The sequence below is a fragment of the Halobellus salinus genome, from assembly GCF_014646875.1.
In the GTDB taxonomy this organism is placed as follows: domain Archaea; phylum Halobacteriota; class Halobacteria; order Halobacteriales; family Haloferacaceae; genus Haloquadratum; species Haloquadratum salinum.
The window spans coordinates 101,930-122,248 of sequence record NZ_BMOC01000008.1 but is presented as its reverse complement, the minus strand read 5'-3'; the positions used below and the strand labels follow the sequence as shown (position 1 = coordinate 122,248).

Here is a 20,319-nt window from a genome sequence, read left to right as displayed (position 1 = left end):
GGGGTGGAGCCGCCGACCCTCACGGACGCATCGAGTGTTCGGGTGTGAATTCCAGCCGACCCCACTCTGGGGAAGGTCGGGGGGAATTACATTCGCCTGCAGGCGCAGTGCAGTCCCAACACGGTGAAGCCTCGGGGCTTGCCCCCGAGGTAGTTCACAACCTCCGCTACTCTTTGGGTGCGCTTCCGCCACCGGGCCCCTGTCCTTGGTCGAACAGCGTCTTCGAGATGCGGACAGATTCGGCGTTTTCGGAGTCGAGAAACTGATTAACCGTCCGCAGGCTGATGTGGCCGTCGAGGTAGAGGTCGAACACGTCCTCTTTGAACGCCTCTTCGCCCTCGAGCTCTACGAGATGATCTCGGAGCGCCTCGGACATGATCTCTCCACGACTTTTCTGGGTGATCTTGGCGGCGACGTTGGCTCTCTTGACGAGGTCCTTCGGAACCCGGAGAGTGATTTTCATTTTGCTCATTGATGTGGTGTGTGTTCGGCATAGGTATCCGACCTATGTCGGTCTGGCGGTGTTCCCGACCGGAACCGGTTCGATGCCCCCCACCGTCCGCCCGGTTCTGGTTCCGGCGCAATCTCTCGTCTCAGGCCATTTCGCACTTGGATATCAACCCAGCGGCAGCGGCAAACAGACGGTATCGGAACCCGTCACGTTCCTGTCGACCTCGTCGGGAACCCGGCCGCCCAGGCCTGAGCGACGTGCTGCAGCCATCGGTGTCCCCCTCGCTCCGTCGCCAACACCCGGCCCTGCGTCCGGTGGGGCCGGAGGCATACCCGACCCGCGGGCTTCACGGCTGCCTGAGCACGACTTCCACGCCCTGGTCGTCCGGGAGCGGCCCGTCGAAGCCGTCGGCGCGGTCCCACTCCTCGTCGGTGATGAGAGCATCGTCGAGCGACTCCCGGAGCGACGCCTCGTCGTAGTCTGTGCCGATAACCACCAGTTCCGTCCGTCTGTCGCCGTGGGTGTCGTCCCAGTCGAGGTCCGGTCGGTTCGATCGGTAGAGGTCCTGTTCGACCTCGGGGAGGCTGTCGATCCACGGCCCCACGGCCTCGGTGCGGACCGACGGGCCGGCCTGCCCGAGCACGACCCGGACGTCCGACCCCGCGACCCAGAGCGTTCCCTTCGAGCGGACGACGCCCGCCGGAAGCGTCCGCAGCGCCTCGGCGACCCGGCCGGGGTGGAAGGGGCGTCGCGTTCGGTACGTAAACGAGGTGACGCCGTAGACCTCGCCGGGGTGGTGGTGGTCGTCGTGGCCGTGGCTGTGACCGGCGCCCGCCAACGCCCGTTTCCACCCCGGAAGGTCGTCGACGTGGTCGGGATCGAACAGCCCGCGGTCGAACAGCCGGTCGTGTGGGACCGCCGAGAACTCCGCCCGGACGGTTTCAGCGTCCGGCTGGAGTGCTGCGATCAGCTCCTCGGCCCCGTCGAGTTCGGCCTCGGTACAGAGGTCGGCCTTGTTCAGGACCACGATGTTCGCGAGTTCCGCCTGCTCGACGAGGAGGTCCGAGAGGGGGCGGTCACCCGCCTCGCCGCGCCGCTCGGGGTCACCGCCGGAGAAGGCGTCGAAAAACTGCCGGGTGTCGAGGACGGTGACAAGCGCGTCGACACCGTAGAGCGCCGCCGCCCGCGACTCTGTAGTGAACAGCCGCGCGACCGGTCCGGGTTCGGAGATGCCCGACGACTCCACGACCAGAGCGTCGAACTCGCGGTCCTGCGCCAGCCTGACCACGGCCGTCTCTAGGTCGTCTTGGAGTTCACAGCAGATACACCCGTTCGAGAGTTCGGTCACGCCGCCCGCGACGTCCAGTTCCGAATCGGAGGCCACCAGGTCGGCGTCAACGTTGACCGTCCCCATATCGTTAACCAGGACGGCGATATCGCGGTCGTCGGCGTCGGCCAGGATGTGGTTGAGGAGCGTCGTCTTCCCCGCACCCAGGCTGCCGGAGATGATGGTCACCGGAATCGTCTCGCTCATACCCCCACGATGAGCGTCCCGCAACTTCAACCCATCCGCGACAGGTTTTTGCTCGTGTCTATCGCACACGTGCACCACGATGGACCTCTCCGACCGGATCGAACGGTTCCGTCGCATCGCCCGCGAATGGGCCAGGGGCCTCTACCACGGGCTCGTGACCCACCCGGCGTACGAAAAGATCGAGAAGGAGGCCGAAGACGTCGAGGACGCGTTCATTCTGGCGTGTTTCCCCGACGCCTTCGGGGTGCCGTCGCCGGTCTCGTACTACACCGCTGAACTGCTCCCATTCCTCGAAAACGAGTTCGAGGCGTGGGAGCGGCGGCTGTGGGACCGCGGCACATACCTCGAACGAAAGGGCCAGCAGTACCACTTCTGATGGAACCGTTCGTCTTCTTCGGGGGCAAGGGCGGCGTCGGAAAGACCACGGTCTCCTGCGCCTACGGCGTGAAATCGGCACGGTCGGGGCTCGACACCCTGGTTGTGTCGACGGATCCCGCCCACTCGGTGTCGGACGTGTTCGAGCAACCGTTCGGCGACGATCCGAAGCCGGTCAACGGCGTCGACCGACTGGACGCGATGGAGATCGACCCCGACACCGAGGTCCAACGACACCTCGACGGCATCCGACAGAGCCTCTCGGATCAGGTGTCCGCAGCGATGGTCAACGAGATCAACCAGCAGTTGGAGATGGCCCACCAGACCCCAGGCGCCTACGAGTCGGCGCTGTTCGACCGATTCGTGGGCGTGATGCGGGACTCGGACCCGTACGACCGGGTCGTGTTCGATACCTCGCCCACCGGGAGTACCCTCCGGCTCCTCGGGCTCCCGGAGTTCCTCCAGGGGTGGATCGACCGGCTGATGCACAAACGTGAGAAGAGCATCGACCTGTTCGAGAAGGCCGCGATCGGCAACAACGAACCCCGGCGGGTGATGGACGGCGACCCCGTCCTCGCCCGGCTCCGGGAGCGCAAGGAGTTCTTCGAGTTCGCGTCGGGGGCGTTGCAGTCGGACGCGGCGTTCTTTTTCGTGCTCAACCCGGATCAGCTGTCGGTCAACGAGACCCGGCGGGCGATCGGGGAGCTGGCAGACAACGACCTCGCTGTGCGGGGGATCGTCGCGAACAAGCTCACGCCCCAACCCGACGACGACGAGAACGGCCGCGGGGCGCGGTACCTCCGCGACCGGGTGACCACGGAGGCGGAGCGGCTCGCGGAGGTGCGGGAGAGCCTCGATCCGCCGTTGGTCGCCGAAATCGAGACGCGAACCGCCGAGGTGAAAGGGTCGTTGCTCGACGACGTCGCCGAGGGGCTCAACGTCGACACCGCGGCCGATGCCCCCACGTTCGTAACCTGACGCCCGAACCCGGACGTGGTGCCCCGGTTGACCCCCGGGCTCTGACTCCTCCGGTCGCCCGACCGAGCCAGCCGATCGGTTGGCCGCTTCAACCGCACAACCGATGGCCGAGAACGCCGGTACTGGCGCGCAATGGCTGGGAATTCTGCCTGATAAGCATAACAAATAAGTCTATGACAAATAATGTTGCATTGTGGGGTCACACTAATGGTACAAGTCATCTGGATCGTGGCGGCGGTACTCGCAACGTTCACAATCGGCTACGTTGGATACTCGAGGTATCTGGCACAGTTCCTTGAACTCGACGAAGGCAACGAGACACCGGCACACAAATACGAGGACGGACAGGAGTATATTCCGGCGAAAAAGCCCGTGTTACTCGGGCACCACTTCTCCAGCATTGCGGGCGGTGCGCCCATTGTCGGGCCGATCACCGCCGGTGCCATTTGGGGGTGGGTGCCGGCGATGCTGTGGATCGCGATCGGTAACCCGCTGATGGGGAGTGTTCACGACTTCGTATCGCTGTCGGGGTCGCTGCGCCACGAGGGGAAGTCGATCGGGTACATCATCGGCGAATACGTCGGCGAGGGCGGGAAGGACATGCTCCTGTGGTTTGCGTTCCTCACGATCATCCTCGTGGTGGCGGTGTTCGCCCTGGTCGTGGCCATCGTCTTCAACTTCTACCCCGAGGCCGCGTCGGCGTCGTTCGTCTATATCGTCCTCGCGCTGCTTTTCGGGGTGTATCTCTACCAGTTCGACCTCCCGTTCATCCCGGGCACGGTCGCGTTCGTCGCGGCGGTGTTTGCGGGCGTGTGGGTCGGGATTCAGTATCCGGTGGCCCTCTTCCAGCCGACCGCCGACCGCGCCGCCGACATCGGCGCCCTCGTTCTGCTGGGCGGTCAGGGGTCGTGGGTCCCCGGCGCCAGCACGCTGGGTGCCAACACCGCTGCGTGGATCCCGGTCGTGATGATCTACGCCGGTATTGCGAGCGCGCTCCCGGTGTGGGTGTTGTTGCAGCCTCGCGACTACCTCTCGTCGTTCCTGCTCTATGCGGGTGTCGGCGGGACGCTGCTTGCAGTGATCGTCGGCACCCTGTTCGGGACTGCGTCCCAACCGCTCGTCATCGCTGATTCCATCAGCGCGTTTAACGGGTTCTGGGGCGTCGAGAGCGCCGGACTTTACCCGCTGTTCCCGCTGCTGTTCATCACGATCGCGTGTGGGACGATCAGCGGGTTCCACTCGCTGGTCTCCTCGGGCACGACGGCCAAGCAACTCAACAAGGAGACCGACGCACGCCTCATTGGCTACGGTGGGATGCTCGGCGAGGGGCTCCTCGCGTCGGTCGCGCTGATCACCCTCGGGGTCGCTGGCTTCAACGCCACGGGTGGCGGCATCGGTAACGCGCTGCCGAACTTCGCGACCGGCGGCGGGATCATCCTCACGAGCTTTGGCCTGCCGCAGTCGTTCGGTGCGCCGTTCATGGCGCTCGTGCTGGTGAGCTTCCTTCTGACCTCCACTGACACGGCAGTCCGCCTCGGCCGGTACATGATGGAGGAGATCGTCGGGCTTGAAGCCGGCACGACCGCGACCGGCTTCGAGAAGGTCGGCCAGGGGTTCCGGTCGACCCTCGGGAGCTTGGGCCGTGGCCGCTACACCAACCCGATCGTCCAGACCGTCCCGGCGTACCTGATGGTTGTCTCCGGCCAGTGGGTGGTGCTGTGGGGGCTGTTCGGCGGCGCAAACCAGCTCCTCGCGGCACTGGCGCTGCTGACCGCGACCGTCTGGCTCGCCAACTGGGACGACAACAAGCAGCTGTACTCCACCGGTGTGCCGATGGCGATCATGGTGACGATCACCGTGCTCGGACTCGGCTACCTGGCGCTGTACTCGAACCTCTACCAGAACATCATCCTGGGCGGCGCTTCGGGCGCCGGCCTGGCGTCGGCGGTCGTCCAGATGGCGCTCGCGTTGGTGCTCATCGGACTCGCGCTGGCGCTGGTGAAGAAGGGGTACGACAACATCAGCACCGTCCGGGACGCCGGCGGCTCAACCGCCGCAAAGCCCAGCGACGACTGATCACGACGGGTTCGACCGTCGATTCTCCGTTTTTCGCCCGCGCCAGCGGCAGCACTCCCTGTTGTGCGTACCCGACCCGACCCGACCCGAACGGCGCGTCCACGCCGCCGTTGTCACCGCTATCACCGAGTCTTCGCCGGCACGGACCCGCGTCCACGCCGCTGACACGTCGCGGTCGGCGGTCGTCGCTGCGGTCGGCGGCGTGGCGTCGGTTCCTCGGGCACAAGCCCGCAGCCGGCGAGGGCGGCAGTACTCACCGCGATGATGCCACGGCGTGTGAGTTCTGTCGCGGACCCGCGCGCGTGTCAACAAAACATCCGTCTGATGGTGCCGCCGTCAGCGCCAAACCCGTTTGGCGAGCCGCGACAGGAACCCCTCGTCGGGGTCTGTGACGTCCTCCCAGAGCCGAAACGCCTCCATCACGTCCGCGGCCTCGCCGGCGACGATATCGCGGTCGTCTGGCACGACCACCCCAAGATTGACTTCGTAGTGGCCGTAGTAGCCGTACCTCAGGAGGGTGCGCTCGCGCTGGCCGTCGACGAACTCCCGGACCTCGTCGGAAAGCTCGTCGGCGACGAGGACGAACGTGACGTCGGTCCGGTAGTGTTCCTCGTTGCCGTCGACCCGGTCGTCGGCGAGGTCGTGACCGAGTTCCACCAGCCGTTCGAGTTCGCGGACGGTGGGCCGGTCGACGCGGCGGGCGTAGAGGTACTCCTGGGATTCGTGGTCGGCGTACGAGAGTGCGGGGTGGAAGAACTGCTTCTGGTTCAGGACGCGCATCTCCCCGCAGAGATCCCAGGTCGTCCCCCGGAGCCGGTGGTCACGCTCTAAGGTGTAGTTGTACATCAGCCGGTCGCTCACTCGGTCGAGGTACGGATCGTCGACCCAGTCGGGGACGTTCTCGACGATCTCGTCGGGGAGCTCCGACTTCGGGATTGCGCCGACTCCCGCGGGATCCTCCCAGCCGGTGTCGTCGTAGCCGGGCGTCTCCTCCTGGTTCGACTCCATCCGCTCGCTCATCGGGCGTTGGTGGGGGTGCCACCCAGTCTCTCCATCGATTCTGTGCCTCGCTGTCGCATACCCGGAGGAAACACCAGCGGCCGCATAAGCGCGTCGGTGGCGGTCCGGCCGGTGGGAACCGGCGCACAGCCCCGCTGGATTTTAGTCCCGGGCCACGTATAGAGCAAACAATTGTGCCCAAAAAGACAGAGGCCTGCGGCCGGTGTTCGATGACGGTCGTGGTCGATGCCGTCGACGAGGAGAACGGGGGGCGGAACGACCCGTTCGGCGACGACCGGATCGAAGTCGAGGAACGCCAGCTCGAACGGGTGTCGCCGGAGGCGTGGTTCGGACGGGTTTCCTCGCGGGTCGAACGGGTCGTCAGCCGGTTCGCCTGGGGCCGATAGCCGGTCGTATCGACCGTCCGGGGCCAACAGAACGTATCCCGTCACGATGTCCGGCGGCGGGACCGTGCTCAACGCCGACGCGGTCCGGTCCGGTCCGGTCCGGTTCGGTCCGGTTCGGTCCGGTTCGGTTCGAGTCCCGGGACAGGTCGATCAGCCCGGAGGTGTGCCACCCACGGACGTTGACCGCCGCGAGTGTGGGCTCACGCTCACCTTCGAGGCCGAGCACGTTGGCGACGCCGACGCCCTGAGTCGTATAAATAGACAGCCCGGATCAACCGTGTGGGGATCACCAAACGATCAGGACTGGAACGTCCTGTTCGTCAATCATATAATCCCCGACCGGGCTAAAGATCTTATCGCTCGTTGAACCCAGGGCCGACGGTGAATGTGCCCGGTGCGCAGGGTAGTTGGTTGTGTTGACACCACTGACAGTGCTCACCAGCAGCGTACCGGCCGAAGGAGAACTCGGCAATGCGGTTCATCGACGCCGTCACGTCGTCTCTGACCGCCGCCAGGTCACCGCCGCGGAACGTTCGCGTTTCAACCTTCGGCCCGATGTCTCCGACGTAGGCGTATCCCGCGCGTGCGACAGGCTCGTCGTACAGGCCACGACACGCCAACAGGTAGATCGGCAGTTGCGTATCGCCCTCCAGGTCGCGGTGGCGTTCGGTCGCCTTGTAGTCGATGACGACCAGTTCGTCGTCAGGCGTCCGGTAGACGGCGTCAATGTAGCCGACGAGTTCGTGCCCATCGATGTTGAGCTCGAACTCCCGCTCCGCGTCGATGATCTCATAACTGGGGAGATCCAACTCGAAGTACCGGTCGATGCACTGTTTCGCCGCCGGGAGGGCGTCCGCAGCGCGGCGGTGACTGGCGAGTCGCTCGCAGATTTCGTACCATTGCTCAGGGCGTTCCACAGCTTGATTCGCGGCTTGTTCTGCGGTATCGTGGAACAGGACCCCGATCTCGCGTTGTGAGACACCGCCTCCGGAATCGCTCGTGGCTGTGGTGTCCTGATAGTCCGGGAATGCGTTGACCACGTAGTCCAGGTAGTGACTCCGCGGGCATTCTTCGTAGGCTGTCAGCGACGTGTAACTGTGCGAAAGCGACGGTGCTGGCGTCGATGGGCCGTTCAGCGACGAAACCTGGAGTGTCTCCCGCTCGGTTCTCGGAGAGAGATTCCCGTTGAGGCTGGCTGTTGCGAGGTCTATCACGCGATCGCGCGCCGCGTCGACGGCGAGTTCTTCGCCGTCGTGATTGACGGTCCCACCAATGTGGCCGACTGTCCCGCTGGCAAGCGTGTCTGTCCAGTCTACTGCGTCGTCCGGGAGACATCCCAGCACGTCGGCCCAGAGCGGGAGCTGTCCCCGCTCCGGCTGCCACGGGATCCGAGATGGGAGGATTTCGTCAACCAGCTCTGAAACCGAATCCTCGTCCACAGCATCGTCGCCTTCCTCGCTGCCGCCCTGGAGGACGAGGATGTCTTCGGCGCGCGTGATGGCGACGTGGAATACGCGACGGGTTTCACGGGTATCACGCTCGACGAAATCCTGCGCGAACGCTGCCTCTGCGCCATCCGAGAGACTGGCTTCGAGCGCGTCGTACGTACGTGAACTCGGTGCCCACTCGTCGGCGGTGACTTGTGGGACGAGGACGACCGGGAAGTCCAGACCCTTGCTCTTGTGGATGGTCATCACGTTGACCGCGTCGTCGGCGACGTCCGGCTGACTCGTGGGTGTGGTGCCACCCTCGTCGAACAGGGAGTCGTAGTGTTCGAGCGAGTCGATGAACTCCGGAGTGAGCGGCGGTTGGACGGCACCCTCCCCGTACTGTCCGATGACGTCCTCTAGTTGGGCGAGATCCCGGCGCTCCTGCTCGCTGAGATACCACTCGATGTTCGTGCGGTCCGTGAGTTCGCGATACAGGTGACTGAGCGACGCCGAATCCCGGATATCGAGGAGTTCCGTGGCGTGCTCGCGGGCTTCTGCGACGCGGTCGGGTTCCTCGAACTCCTCAAGCGGCGTCTCGCGGAGCGTGTCCACGAGACGGTCGTCGTCCGCGTTGAGCGTGCGGATGTCTGCGTCGCAGAGCCGGTACCGCATCAGGAGGACACGATTCCAGCTCACCTCGTCTTCGGGGCGTGCGAGCGCTTTCAGGTAGGCGGTGACGGTGCCGACGCCGACTGATTCCGTGGCCAGATCACCGGCAACCTGGTACGGGATGCCAGCGTCTTCGAATTCGTCGATGAGGGGTGTCGCGTGGGCGTGCTTCCGGACGAGTAACGCAATGTCGCCTGGGTCGTACGCTTCGTCGAGATTCTCCGCGTCACCGCTCACCAGATTCTCGACAACGGGTCGAAGCTGTGACGCACCGTCCGCATCGTCGTCGTCCGGCAGTTCGACGGTAGCGATCGTGTCCCCGTCGTACGCGGGTTCGTCGACGCGTTTCAGTGTCTTGTGACGTTCCCGGTGATCGAGTTTCTGTATCGCCTCGTTCGCCAGGTCGAGGATCGGCTGCCGGGAGCGGAAGTTCTCCTCCAGCGGTTCGTCCGTGAGCGCCGCGAACGCTTGGTCCAGTTCGTCGGTGATGTTGGCGACGTGTGCGCCGCGCCACTCGTAGATCGCCTGATCGTCGTCACCCACGACGAACAGGTTATCGTCAGTGACGAGTGACGTGACGAGGTCGAACTGCAGGCGGTCGGTGTCCTGGAACTCGTCGCAGAACACGTAGTCCCACCGCTCAGCGATTTCTTCACCAACCGGCGAGTCCATCAGCGCGGCTGTCTCGACCACCAGACCGTCGAAGTCGATGAGATTGCGCTCGTCCAATTCTCGCTCGTACGCAGCGTACCCTGCGGTGAGATCTCGGGCAGCAAGACAGTCGGAAACGAACGAGTCGAGGTGGTCCGCGAGTTCGAGGCCGAGATCACCGGGGATTCCTTTCGGCGCACCGTTCGCGTACCCGCCGAGTAGGTATTTCGGGAGCTTGTACGAGTTGTCTGGCAGTTCCTGGTTGCCTGCCTCGTGGGCTTCGAACGCTACTTCCAGCGCGTCACACAGATCCACTAAGCGGCCGAGGAAATCCCGAGCACTGGCCTCGATCCCGTCCGTTCCCAACCCGTCACGTTCCGCGACGAGCTCACCGCGCACCTCGGGAAGTGAGTCCAGCACGCTCGACACGGACCGGCCGCCGAGATGGTCGCTGGCAATCGTTTCGACGCGCTCCGGCAGGTCGGCGAGACCGTAGACGCGGTCGGCAGACCCGAGGAACCCGTCGATGTCACCTGGCGAGATGTCGCTGCGCTTCATCGACCCAATAAAGCTGAGCAGCTTCGACGCAGCGCCGGACGCGTACCCGTCGCTTCCGTACACGTTGGGTTTGACCGACCGGTACTCGATATCATCCAAGACGTCCAGCACGATGGCGTACTTCTCGGCGTCCGTGGCGACCTCGAAGTCCGGGTCGATCCCGGCTTCGTAGGCGTAGTCAGTGAGGATCTCGTTACAGATCGAGTGGTACGTGTACGCGTCGACGTCGTACCCCGCGGTCCCGAGTTTCGCGTTGAGTTTCTCCCGCATCGAGTCCGCCGCGTTGTTCGTGAACGTCAACGCGAGAATCCGGTCCGGCGAGACGTCCTCCTCGTCGATGAGGTGCTCGATCTTCCGCACCATCGTGAACGTCTTCCCCGTGCCCGCGCCGGCGAGGACACGCACCGGATACGCGTCGGAATCGATGATCGTCTCCTGCTGGGGCTCCGGTGACACGCCTTCTTCCGGAACGGGGTACCACGACGGGTACTCGTCACTGTCACCGCTCATCGTCGCACCTCCGGCGACAGGCGATCAGCACACATCTCTCGGTAGTCACAGTCCGGACACGCCTCCTCGGTGATGAGCTCGAACGGTTCCGGCTCGTAGGCTTCACCCGTGATGCCGTCGTGTGCGTCCCGAATCAACGCCCAGATCGCGGCTCGGTGTTCGTGGTAAATTCCCGTGGTTTCTCGTGGGTACCCACGAGCAGACACCTCGTACCCGTCTGAACTGCTCTCGAACGACGTGCTGTTGAGGAGGCCGTAGAAACTGAACCGAACCGTCATTCCGTCCTCGTAGAACGGTTCGTTCTTCACCCCTTCGACGTATGTCGCCGTCTGGAACGCGTTCCGGACCCGCTTCGGTTCGTGGGCCTCACCGTCGAGATGCTCACCAAGGTACTCGGCCGTCCCCGACGACAGAACCCCGTCCGTGTTTCGCTTGTAGTCGAAAATATGCAGCCCATCGTCAGTCCGGACGACGTTGTCAGCTTTCCCGTGGAGTTTCCGACCATCCACCTCGCACTCCACCCAACATTCCGTGGCGACCGAGTAGCGGGCGTGCTCGATCCCGTCACCGCCGTCCGGATCGAAGAACGACGCGATGGCAGCGCGGTTCTCAGCTCGCTGGTACTCCTGATGCGCAGCGGATTCGTAGTCGTCCGGGATACTGTGTTCGTCCCACTTTGCATCGAAAATCCGCATCGCCCGGTTGTGTATCGTCTCCGGGTCGTCACCGCGGTCAGTCGCATCACACACGTCCTCGATAGTCTCGTGGTAGATCGTCCCTTGGTTGAGATACAGCTCCGTACGATCCGGTGTATTCACGTCCTGTACGTACCGGTAATCGTACAACCGCGGACACGTCGCGTAGTTCGCCAACCGCGACGGGGAGAGCGACTCCGAGCTCATCGCCGCACCTCCCCAGTAGCGAACTCGACACGCGCACGCAATGCCTTCCGAAGTTCCTCCCCACGCGCCCCGCTCTGATCGAGTAGGTCTTGTATTTCTCCGAGTTCCGCTTCGACCTCGTCGAGCGACACCGTCACGTCCTGACTGGTCGCGCGGCGTACCTCCGCGAGCGCGTCATCAACCCGCGACAGCAGGTACTGCTCCGCCGCGTGCTCACTCGTGATGTGTGGCTCATCGGCCTCGGTCACCCACGGAAGATCTGCATACGCCGCCGTGAGGAACCGCGACGCCTGCGCCTGCTCTTCGAGCGCCGTGTCTTCGTACTCGTAGAGACAACAGTAGAGCCGCTCTTCCGCCGCACCCGCACCGACAGCCAACCGTCGCCGCGCGTGCTCCGCGTGGTACTGCGCGAACGGTCGGCCTGACGCCGTTGACGTCGTCGGGAACGTCGCATCCACATCCGCTTCATTGAGTTCCGTTACACCAGGGTAGTCTGGCATCGACGCGACTCGCTCGCCCGGGAACAACCGTGTCAGGAACGGGTCGCCCGGGTACTCGCTGTCGACGAGATTCACGAGGAACACCGCGCGGAAGGACTCGTTCTTGATCGCTTGCAAGTGATCGACGCGGACACCACCGTCAAGCTCCGTCGCGCTTGTCTGATTCTGCTGCGGTGCGTACTCGTGGGCGCGTTCGAGCATTTCCCTGTAAGATTCCCACGTCGCATCCACGAACTCGGTCCCTTCGAGGAACTCGGCTATGCGGAACGCCCGTCGGACGTTCCCGAACTGCGCCCGTGCATCCAACGGGGCCGCCCGTTTCGCGATCCGCTCTTTTAACCCGGAGTCCGTTGCCCACCAGTGAATCGCGTCTTCGAGGCTCTCCGCCTCGCTGACACGGGCCAACCGGTCCGTATCGAGCTCCGGACCGTGCTCGGGCCCATCGTCTTCATCGTCAGCGAAATACTGAACAGCTGCGAGGAGTTCCCGAATCGCAGGGTCGTCACCGAACCCGGTGACGGTTGTCGATTCCGTCGGAATCCCGGCGCCCTCGAACGCTTCGATAGCGTCCGTAACAGCACTCCCGCTTTGCTTCGTGGCGACAGCGATGTCGTTGTACCTCCAGTCCGACTGTGCGACGAGTGCTTCGATCTCGTTCGCAATCTCGGCGAGCTGTTCGTCACTGGAGTCTGCAGCAAGGACGGACACCGACCCGGCTTCCGGATCTTCCGGAACCGTTTCGTCGGCGAAATAGGCTGCCGTCGCAGCCGGTCGCGTCGACGGCGTCCCCGATGCTCCACGTCGGGACTCGCTGAACGTGACGTAGCTCGTGACTGGCCCTGTCTCAACCCACGTCCGGCGCACACTCGCGTTCTCTTCGGCAACACAGACGAGGTCGCAGTCTCCCGCGAGCGCGTCGAGATACGCGCGATCAAGCGGGAAGAACTCCTCAAACTCGACTGCAAGCACCGCATCGAAATCAACGACCTCGTCGCGGGCATCCCCGGTGAGGACATCGAGCGCTTCCGAGATGAGTTGGCCGCGCTCCATGTGCCCGTGCTCGGCGAGCCACGCGTGGAAGCCGTCGAGCGCAGCCGTGATGTCACGGAGTTCAGGAGTCTCGTCAGGCCTGACCGTCTGCCAGGAGATCGTGCCCATCACGGCATCCACGTCCTCGATGAACGACGGCTGCGCAGACGCCCGTTGGAGGGACTCCGTTTCCCACTCGTAGTCTGCGAGGAACCGGTACAGGAGCTCTCGTCGTAGGGCGTCGGAGAGAATGACGCGGTCATCCGTCTGGTTGAGGACATCGGTCGCGTGCACCACCGACGACGTCACGTACGGCGTCGCCGCACCCGGCAGCTCCTCACCTACCGCTTCACGGAACGCGTCCGCGCTCGTCGGCGCACCGGTGATGACGAGCACATCCTCAGAATCGCGCTCGTCGAGAAGCATTCGGTATTCGTTTCGCGCTGTCCGTTCGACGTTTTCGCCCCCGAACGGGACCGTGACTAACGTCCCATCGAACTGCCGGTGAGATGAGTGATCAGACATAGCTAATCCAACTTCGAAACCTGTTCGCGCTTTCAAACTGAACCGCCGGCACCTAAATGCTCGCCTGGATATGCGGGTCGCGTTAAGTTGGAGGATGAGGCGGACGAGTTCTTTGTGTCGGCATTGTTGTGCTGCTACTGCGAGTCCTTCTTTGTAGGTCGCAGTGCTGTGTCTGATGCTGTACGGTGTTGGGTCTCGGTTCTCCAAATCCAGATTAGCTTCTTTGGCGATTTTCCGGAAGACATCTCGGAAGGGGTCTTTGTCTGTACGTTTCACGCCCGCGCGTGGAGAGGCCACGCAAGCGCGACCAGCCGTCGCGTTCGCGGCCTTTGCGTCCGGCTTTCACGCACCGTCGATCCCAACAGGCCCTTCGAGATGGGGCAGAGGCGCGTCCAGCGCCCGCAGGAAGCCCTGGACGCGCCGGTAGATCGTCTTGTGGGAAACGTCGAGTTCCACGTCAAGCTGTCTGAGACTCGTGTTGAAGCGGACGTAGGTGTGATGTCCCCCGGGAACAAGCCCCGAGGCGGATCACGGCAACTCGACGTCGACGCCGCTCTCGTCGCTCGCGGCCTTCACTGTGTTCCACAGCAGCATTGCGCGCGTCATCGGACCCACACCGCCCGGAACGGGCGTGATCGCGCTCGCTTTCTGCTTCGCGCTCTCGAAGTCGACGTCGCCGACGAGTTCCGATCCATCGTCGGTCTCAACGCGGTTGATGCCCACGTCGATCACGACCGTGTCCCCCGAGAGCATATTGCCGGTGATCATCCCGGGGACCCCCGCCGCAGCGACCACAATATCGGCGTCGCGGAGTTTCGCCTCCAAGTCGTCAGTCCGGGAGTGACACACCGTTGTGGTGGCGTTCCCGCCGTCGGACTTCTGGATCAGAAGGTTCGCCATCGGCTTGCCGACGATGTTCGAGCGGCCGACCACGACCGCGTTGGCGCCTTCCGTTTCGACGTCTGCAGCGGCGAGCAGCTTCTGGACGCCGTGGGGCGTACAGGGCTTGAACCGTGGGTTGCCGGCAACGAGCCGCCCTACGTTCTCGGGGTGGAATCCGTCGACGTCCTTCGCAGGGTCGATCCGCCGGAGAACCTCACGCTCGTCAACGTGGTCGGGCAGCGGCATCTGTACGAGGATGCCGTGGACCTCGGGATCGGCGTTGAGCTCGTCGACGGTATCGAACAGCGCAGAGGCTGGCGCCTCGGGATCGAGTTCGATGTCGCGGGTTGCGATCCCAACCTCCTCGCAGTCTTTGTGTTTCATCGAGACGTACGTCTGACTCGCCGGGTCGTTGTTCATCAGGACGGTCGCGAGACACGGGGTGGTTCCCGAGTCGGTGAGGCCGTCGATCCCCGCCACCAGTCCGTCTCTGATCTCTTGGGCGACTTCGTTGCCGTCGATAATCTCCGTCATATCAGTGAGGAGGCAGTCCCGCACTTCAAAGGTGCCGGTTCACGTCTCAAGGCGTTCATATCCCCCCGTTGCGTCCCGTCGCCTCTACGCCAGCACCTTCGACGCGACCGCGGCGAGCCGTTCCGGCGCCGCCTCCCGGAGCCGGTCGTCGCCGAGTCGAAGCCGGAGCCGCGGCCGACCGACGTCAATCGGGACTTTCTCGGTCTCGATGGCGCCGCGTTCTTCGAGTTCGGTCTTCGTTCGCGAGAATGTGGCCTTACTCGCGATTCCGGCGTCCTCACCCCACTTGGAGATGTCGTACAGAAGTACCTGGTTTCGAGCCGCAACGAGGAGGCTGACGACCACCTCGTCGAGATCCGGGCCGTCATCGGGTTTGAGCGACTCGAAAATGGCGTCGAAATCCGACTGCACGTCCGCGCCGAGTTCCGCTTCCAGGGATGCTCGAACCGACGACAGCGCCGGCGTGCGAAGCGTGAATCGGTCGGCCGCCTCGAACTGCGCCCGGTACGTCTCGGTGGCGTCACCGACGAACCCCTCGTCGTCGGTGACGAGTCCGGCGACCCGGTCCCCCACGGAGACGATCGCAACGACCGACGCATCGGTCACGACGAGGGTGTTCCCCGGATCGGTCTCTACGGCTCGGAGTTCGATCGCGCCGCGGTCGACCAACTCCGCGGCGGCGGTCGCAACCGTGAACTCGTCGGCGACCGCTTTCAACACCGACCGACCCGCGAGCATCTTGACCGGCGTCGGCAAGTCGGTTCCGATACCTGTCTCGACCAACGCTCGGAGCATCGACGGTGTGGGCCCGACCACGTACGCCACGCCCGACCCGGATTGGACGGCGGATGTGATGACATGCCCGACGTCGGTGTCGAGCACGTTCCTTTCGGAAGACATACCCTGTATGATTCCCCGGCGATTACTTAATTTTACCCCAGTCAGCGCTGTATACTCCTCGGGTTTTTCACGCCGCCGGCCGAGTTCGGAGGCGTGACCCACGACATCCGGATCGTCGGTGACGGCCCCGCCGCGACGGCTGCGGCGGCCGCCTTCGACGACATCGACGCGACGCTCACGGCTGCGGATTCCCCGGCGCTGACGGTGGTCGTCGTCCCCGCCGGCAGCGGGGTCGATGCCCTCAACGCCGACCACGGGTGCGTCGCGCTCGTCGAGATCGGCGGCGTCGGCGGACACCCGGTTGCCGACCTCGACGCCGCGGTTTCGATCTTTGGGAGCGAGGGGCCCCGGTTCGCCGACCTCCGACAGCGGGTCGCCGCCACAACCGACGCCGACGGGTCGCCGTCGGGGGATCGCAGTGCGGTCCGGTTCGCCGGCGCGGTCGCGGGACGGCGGGCGGTGGCGCTGTTGAGCGGCGACGTGAGCGTCGCCGGCACCGTGGTCGAGGTCGCGGGCACCGGCGTGGCCGCCGAGCGGCGGTTGCTTCCGGTTCCGACCCCCGAGGACCGCGACCGGACGGTCCGTCGCGACCACCGCGATGTCGACGTCGACGACGCCCTGACCCGCGCCGAGCGGGCGCTTGACGAGCGGATCGGCCCGATCGAGCAGGTCGGCGAGCGGGAATCGTTCCCGGTCCCGTACTACCTCGCGGGGGTCGCCGACACCAAGGGGTTCAGCGACGCCCGCGCCGCTGCGTTCGCCGCGGGCGCCGACCGCGACTGGGATCGCGCGTTCATGAAGGCGCTCGGCGAAGGGCTAGAACGGTACTGTGCGGGCGTCTACCGCCGGTCTGAGTTCACCGTTGCTCCCGAACGGACCCGCTCGAACCCGATCCCGCCATCGCGGTTCGTCCGCCCCGACGGGTGGACGCTCCCGGACAGCGACACCCCGATCCCGTGGGTCCGAGGGACCGACCTCACGACCGACGAGTCGGCGTCGCTCCCGGCGGCGTTCGTCCACTACCCGCCGCCGACCGAAGAGTACAAGCCGGCGATCACGACCGGACTGGGGCTTGGAAACGCCGGTGTCGAGGCGCTCCTGTCCGGACTTTACGAAACCATCGAGCGAGACGCGACAATGCTTGCGTGGTACTCCTCGTTCGAGCCGCTGGAACTCGACGTTTCCGACGAGAGCTACGACGCGCTCCGACAGCGCGCCCGCGCGGAGGGCCTGTCGGTCACAACGCTGCTCGTCACACAGGATGTCGACGTGCCGGTCGTTGCCGTCGCGGTCCACCGCGACGGTGAGTGGCCCCGGTTCGCTGCGGGGTCGGCGGCGTCACTTGCCCCCGACGCCGCGGCCCGGTCGGCGCTTTCAGAGGCGCTCCAGAACTGGATGGAACTCCGTTCAATGGGGCCGGAGGCGGCGGCGTCGGAGAGCGGCGCGATCAGCGACCACGCCACGGATCCGACGCCTGCGGCGGACTTCCTCGACGCCGGCGCCGCAGTCCCGGCCGACAGCGTTGGGCCGGCGTCCCTGCCGACCGGGACAGCCGAACTCGACGCGGTGCTCGACCGCGTGACAGACGCAGGCCTCAACGCCTACGCCGCCCGCACAACCACGCGGGACGTCGCGTCGCTTGGGTTCGAGGCGGTCCGTGTGCTGGTGCCGGAAGCACAGCCGCTGTTCCAGGGCGACCCGTTCTTCGGCGACCGCGCACGCACCGTTCCGGCGGAACTCGGCTTCGACCCCGACCTCGACCGACCGTACCACCCGTTCCCGTGACCGACAGACGCCGGACTGCCCGGAAGCGTCGGTGTTCGGTGGGCTGACAGCCGACACGATCGACGACCCGCGCGACGACGTGTCGGACACCTGCGGCCCGTCGCGCGGCTTACCTCGGAGTGATGGGATGACTGGCCCCGTTTCGATACAAAAACCTCCGGCCGGTGCTACGTCAGACCCCGAACGTCGCGCGGAGCATATCCCGCGTTCCGGGGCCGAGCCCGACCGCAAGCACGGCTACCAGGAGCAACATCGTGTACCGTGGACTCTCCTCGAAAATCTCCTCTTCGAAGACCCACAGCACGAACGTCGCGGCAACGAGTTTGACGAGGAGGAACGGCCAGGTGTCGCCGGTCACCGCGAGCACCGACTGCGGCAGCGTGGCGGCGGTGATGTCGACCACAAACTGGTTCACCGGGTGTTTGGGCACGAGATTCGGCCCCGCGCCGAGCGCGGTCATCCAGTCGAGCCCGACCACGTTCGCCACCCCGTCGACCGCGTGGCCCCATAGGATCACGCTCCCGATGGCTCCGGTTCCGGCGTTCACCTCCGGCGCGAACCGCTCGATGAGGACCCAGTTGGCGGCTGCGGCCGCCGTGGCGCCCACGAGGACGACCACCAAGACCTGCGGGTAGAACTCCACGCCTTCGGCGCCGGCCACCCGGAGCGACGCGAGGTATCCGAGCGCGGCGAGCAGGAACGCGGCTCCCATCCCGAACAGCAGCCGCCCGTAGCGCTCCACCGCACCAGCCCGCTCGGCCGCGACAGCCGCGATCACGGCGCCCAGCGTGAGTGCGAAGACAGTAAAATAAATAATCGGACTGATCAACAGCGTGTTCAGCGGGTAAGTGATCAGGGCGTCCGCGGCGGGTACGGCGTCGTTGGCGTCCTCAACGACACGGAGCGCACCGCCGAGGAAGACGAACGGTAGCAGGGCGTAGAAGAAGTCCCGGTCGCCCCCGAGGTCGAGCCGCCGGAGGAGAAACACCACGCCGACGAGCGCCACCAGCAGCGTGACTATGTACCCGACCTCCGAGACCAGCGTGTAACCGGGGTACGCGACCGGTTCTGCTGCGCTCGCGCACGCACCCGAATCGTAGATGTACGCAACCGTACTCCCGGGACGGACCGCACAGACCGCGGAGTTGGCGTCCGCCTGCACCGGGCCCCAGAAGTAGTGCCAGATAACCCCGTCGTAGACCGCCTCGGGGAAGGCGAGTACCCCGACGACGAGTCCCACCAGGGCGGCCGCCACCCCACCGGCCCAGAGGCGTTCGGGGTCGACGCCGACGCGGTCGGTGACTGTCGACATACCCGAACCCCCGGCGTCAGTCGTGTTGAGGATTCCGGTCTTCGGTGCGGCGCGTACACGCCCGCCGGACCTCGTCTATGCCTGCCGAACCTACTCGCCGGCGCTGATCTCCCGGCCGGCGGCGAGCACCGTGTCGTGGATCCGCCCGTTGGACGCCACCAACCCCGCCGAGTCGTGGCGCCACGGGTCGCCGTCGAGGTCGGTCACGGTTCCGCCCGCCGCTCGCACCATCGCGACACCGGCGAGCGTGTCCCAGGGGTTCGGTCGGATGTTCGTCACGATACCGTCCAGCGACCCCTCGGCAACGCCGGCGAGTTCGGCCTGTGCACACCCAATCCGCCGGAGGTCGCCGAACCGCTCGACGATCGCACGACACGCCCGCTCGTACTCCTCCCTGGCGCCGAAGCCCCACCACATCGTCGGTGCGACGGCGCAGGTCTCCGGGTCGGTCCGGCCGGAGACGGACACCGACTCCCCGTTGCGGTACGTCCGGTCTCCGTCGGTCCAGTACACGTCACCGAGTGCGGGCATATTCGTCGCGCCGGCCACGGGGCTCCCGTCGCGGACCGCGGCGACGGCCGTCCCCCACAGCCGGGTGCCGCGAACGTAGTTGTTTGTCCCGTCGATCGGGTCGATCACCCACGCGGCGCCGGACGCCGGCACCCGTTTCAGCGCCCCCGCTTCCTCGCCGACGATGGCGTCGTTAGGGTACGCTTCGCGGAGCACATCGATCACGGCCGCCTGCGCGTCGCGGTCGGCCGCAGTCACCACATCGGTCTTGTTGGCCTTCCGCTCGACGTCGATCCCGCTCCGGAACTGGTCTGCGGCGACCTCGGCCCCCACTTCGGCCGCCCGCTGCGCCACCGACACCCGGTCGTCACCTGTCATACAGAACCTCGCGCGCGCCGGGCATCTAAATGCCGGGGCTCGGAGAGCGCGACGGTCGACACGCTCGTCGTAATTAACTCGATTTCGAGTCGGAGTACACTTTAGTATGAACGGTGTGTTAATCGACGTATGCGCCCAGCAGACGCGGCACAACAGCTCCGGTACGCAGTGGGGTCGCGGACTGGTTCCTCCGAGTACGAACTCGACTACTGGGAGGCGAACGCTTACCAGGACGTCTTCGCCGACGTCGCCGACCGCGGCGACCTCTCGGACGTGATGAACGTGATCGAAGCCATCGGCGACCGGTCGGCCGACGGACGCCGCCCCACCGCCGTCGAAGCCCGACGGATCGCCGACCGGATCCTCACACCCGGCGGCCGCCCGCTCGCGGATGGCGGCGACGGCGACTGATCGGTGTCGGCGA

16 protein-coding genes and 1 pseudogene are annotated in these 20,319 nt (G+C 65.3%); 6 read left to right on the top strand and 11 right to left on the bottom strand.

Annotation, left to right across the window (positions count from 1 at the left end; translation table 11 throughout):
- Positions 1-166 precede the first annotated feature (166 nt).
- Together IEX72_RS08170 and IEX72_RS08165 are read right to left on the bottom strand one after the other, a co-directional pair.
- Entirely contained in the window at positions 167-463 is a 297-nt protein-coding gene (locus IEX72_RS08170; RefSeq protein ID WP_188786888.1) for a CopG family transcriptional regulator, read from the bottom strand.
- Positions 464-797: 334 nt separating this feature from the next.
- Positions 798-1,985 (bottom strand): CobW family GTP-binding protein, encoded by a 1,188-nt coding sequence (locus IEX72_RS08165; protein WP_188786887.1) that lies wholly within the window; start codon positions 1,983-1,985, stop codon positions 798-800.
- A 79-nt stretch (positions 1,986-2,064) separates the two neighbouring features.
- Between IEX72_RS08165 and IEX72_RS08160 the strand changes: the two genes are divergently transcribed.
- The 3 genes from IEX72_RS08160 (at position 2,065) to IEX72_RS08150 (ending at position 5,414) form a co-directional block, all read left to right on the top strand.
- The gene (locus IEX72_RS08160; protein ID WP_188786886.1) at positions 2,065-2,361 is read left to right on the top strand and encodes a hypothetical protein; all 297 of its coding nucleotides are present in this window, start codon (positions 2,065-2,067) and stop codon (positions 2,359-2,361) included.
- Complete coding sequence (locus IEX72_RS08155) at positions 2,361-3,338, top strand: ArsA family ATPase (RefSeq protein WP_188786885.1); 978 nt, start codon at positions 2,361-2,363, stop codon at positions 3,336-3,338. The genes IEX72_RS08160 and IEX72_RS08155 overlap by 1 nt, the downstream gene beginning before the upstream one ends.
- 207 nt (positions 3,339-3,545) lie before the next feature.
- A complete protein-coding gene (locus IEX72_RS08150; protein ID WP_188786884.1) occupies positions 3,546-5,414 on the top strand; it encodes a carbon starvation CstA family protein in 1,869 nt (622 codons plus the stop codon).
- Between the two features lie 336 nt (positions 5,415-5,750).
- Here the strand turns inward: IEX72_RS08150 and IEX72_RS08145 are convergent, their stop codons facing one another.
- Positions 5,751-6,434, bottom strand: coding sequence for a hypothetical protein (locus tag IEX72_RS08145; protein WP_188786883.1), 684 nt, complete (start codon positions 6,432-6,434; stop codon positions 5,751-5,753).
- 173 nt (positions 6,435-6,607) lie between these two features.
- Here IEX72_RS08145 and IEX72_RS08140 point away from each other — a divergent pair, with 173 nt between their 5' ends.
- Positions 6,608-6,820, top strand: a complete 213-nt coding sequence (locus tag IEX72_RS08140) for a hypothetical protein (protein ID WP_188786882.1) — start codon at positions 6,608-6,610, stop codon at positions 6,818-6,820.
- Positions 6,821-7,173: 353 nt separating this feature from the next.
- On the opposite strand, the gene IEX72_RS08135 is transcribed toward IEX72_RS08140, so the two are convergent.
- The 6 genes and pseudogenes from IEX72_RS08135 to tbsP all read right to left on the bottom strand — a co-directional run bounded on the left by IEX72_RS08135 (position 7,174) and on the right by tbsP (position 15,910).
- The gene (locus IEX72_RS08135; protein ID WP_188786881.1) at positions 7,174-10,638 is read right to left on the bottom strand and encodes an ATP-dependent helicase; all 3,465 of its coding nucleotides are present in this window, start codon (positions 10,636-10,638) and stop codon (positions 7,174-7,176) included.
- Positions 10,635-11,540 carry a RecB family exonuclease gene (locus IEX72_RS08130; RefSeq protein WP_188786880.1) on the bottom strand — a complete coding sequence of 302 codons (906 nt, stop codon included), beginning with the start codon at positions 11,538-11,540 and terminating at the stop codon, positions 10,635-10,637. The genes IEX72_RS08135 and IEX72_RS08130 overlap by 4 nt, the downstream gene beginning before the upstream one ends.
- Positions 11,537-13,594: a PD-(D/E)XK nuclease family protein gene (locus tag IEX72_RS08125; protein WP_188786879.1), complete on the bottom strand. Its 2,058-nt coding sequence runs from the start codon at positions 13,592-13,594 to the stop codon at positions 11,537-11,539. The genes IEX72_RS08130 and IEX72_RS08125 overlap by 4 nt, the downstream gene beginning before the upstream one ends.
- A 247-nt stretch (positions 13,595-13,841) precedes the next feature.
- Positions 13,842-14,092, bottom strand: a pseudogene (locus tag IEX72_RS08120) (IS1595 family transposase); the annotation flags it as partial.
- 30 nt (positions 14,093-14,122) lie between these two features.
- Complete coding sequence (locus IEX72_RS08115; protein WP_188786878.1) at positions 14,123-15,010, bottom strand: bifunctional methylenetetrahydrofolate dehydrogenase/methenyltetrahydrofolate cyclohydrolase; 888 nt, start codon at positions 15,008-15,010, stop codon at positions 14,123-14,125.
- A gap of 84 nt (positions 15,011-15,094) precedes the next feature.
- Positions 15,095-15,910: a transcriptional regulator TbsP gene (tbsP, locus tag IEX72_RS08110; protein ID WP_188786877.1), complete on the bottom strand. Its 816-nt coding sequence runs from the start codon at positions 15,908-15,910 to the stop codon at positions 15,095-15,097.
- A 93-nt stretch (positions 15,911-16,003) separates the two neighbouring features.
- Between tbsP and IEX72_RS08105 the strand changes: the two genes are divergently transcribed.
- A complete protein-coding gene (locus tag IEX72_RS08105) occupies positions 16,004-17,695 on the top strand; it encodes a YcaO-like family protein (RefSeq protein WP_188786876.1) in 1,692 nt (563 codons plus the stop codon).
- Between the two features lie 172 nt (positions 17,696-17,867).
- Here IEX72_RS08105 and IEX72_RS08100 read toward each other — a convergent pair whose 3' ends face one another.
- Positions 17,868-19,007: a DUF63 family protein gene (locus IEX72_RS08100; protein WP_188786875.1), complete on the bottom strand. Its 1,140-nt coding sequence runs from the start codon at positions 19,005-19,007 to the stop codon at positions 17,868-17,870.
- A gap of 90 nt (positions 19,008-19,097) precedes the next feature.
- The gene (locus IEX72_RS08095; protein ID WP_188786874.1) at positions 19,098-19,895 is read right to left on the bottom strand and encodes an inositol monophosphatase family protein; all 798 of its coding nucleotides are present in this window, start codon (positions 19,893-19,895) and stop codon (positions 19,098-19,100) included.
- Positions 19,896-20,024: 129 nt separating this feature from the next.
- Between IEX72_RS08095 and IEX72_RS08090 the strand changes: the two genes are divergently transcribed.
- A complete protein-coding gene (locus IEX72_RS08090) occupies positions 20,025-20,306 on the top strand; it encodes a hypothetical protein (protein ID WP_188786873.1) in 282 nt (93 codons plus the stop codon).
- Positions 20,307-20,319 lie beyond the last annotated feature (13 nt).

What these genes read in the sequence shown, in the direction of transcription:
- IEX72_RS08170 (WP_188786888.1), bottom strand. Translation starts at nt 463, where the DNA reads ATGAAAATCACTCTCCGGGTTCCGAAGGACCTCGTCAAGAGAGCCAAC.
- IEX72_RS08165 (WP_188786887.1), bottom strand. Translation starts at nt 1,985, where the DNA reads ATGAGCGAGACGATTCCGGTGACCATCATCTCCGGCAGCCTGGGTGCG.
- IEX72_RS08160 (WP_188786886.1), top strand. Translation starts at nt 2,065, where the DNA reads ATGGACCTCTCCGACCGGATCGAACGGTTCCGTCGCATCGCCCGCGAA.
- IEX72_RS08155 (WP_188786885.1), top strand. Translation starts at nt 2,361, where the DNA reads ATGGAACCGTTCGTCTTCTTCGGGGGCAAGGGCGGCGTCGGAAAGACC.
- IEX72_RS08150 (WP_188786884.1), top strand. Translation starts at nt 3,546, where the DNA reads ATGGTACAAGTCATCTGGATCGTGGCGGCGGTACTCGCAACGTTCACA.
- IEX72_RS08145 (WP_188786883.1), bottom strand. Translation starts at nt 6,434, where the DNA reads ATGAGCGAGCGGATGGAGTCGAACCAGGAGGAGACGCCCGGCTACGAC.
- IEX72_RS08135 (WP_188786881.1), bottom strand. Translation starts at nt 10,638, where the DNA reads ATGAGCGGTGACAGTGACGAGTACCCGTCGTGGTACCCCGTTCCGGAA.
- IEX72_RS08130 (WP_188786880.1), bottom strand. Translation starts at nt 11,540, where the DNA reads ATGAGCTCGGAGTCGCTCTCCCCGTCGCGGTTGGCGAACTACGCGACG.
- IEX72_RS08125 (WP_188786879.1), bottom strand. Translation starts at nt 13,594, where the DNA reads ATGTCTGATCACTCATCTCACCGGCAGTTCGATGGGACGTTAGTCACG.
- IEX72_RS08115 (WP_188786878.1), bottom strand. Translation starts at nt 15,010, where the DNA reads ATGACGGAGATTATCGACGGCAACGAAGTCGCCCAAGAGATCAGAGAC.
- tbsP (WP_188786877.1), bottom strand. Translation starts at nt 15,910, where the DNA reads ATGTCTTCCGAAAGGAACGTGCTCGACACCGACGTCGGGCATGTCATC.
- IEX72_RS08100 (WP_188786875.1), bottom strand. Translation starts at nt 19,007, where the DNA reads ATGTCGACAGTCACCGACCGCGTCGGCGTCGACCCCGAACGCCTCTGG.
- IEX72_RS08095 (WP_188786874.1), bottom strand. Translation starts at nt 19,895, where the DNA reads ATGACAGGTGACGACCGGGTGTCGGTGGCGCAGCGGGCGGCCGAAGTG.
- IEX72_RS08090 (WP_188786873.1), top strand. Translation starts at nt 20,025, where the DNA reads ATGCGCCCAGCAGACGCGGCACAACAGCTCCGGTACGCAGTGGGGTCG.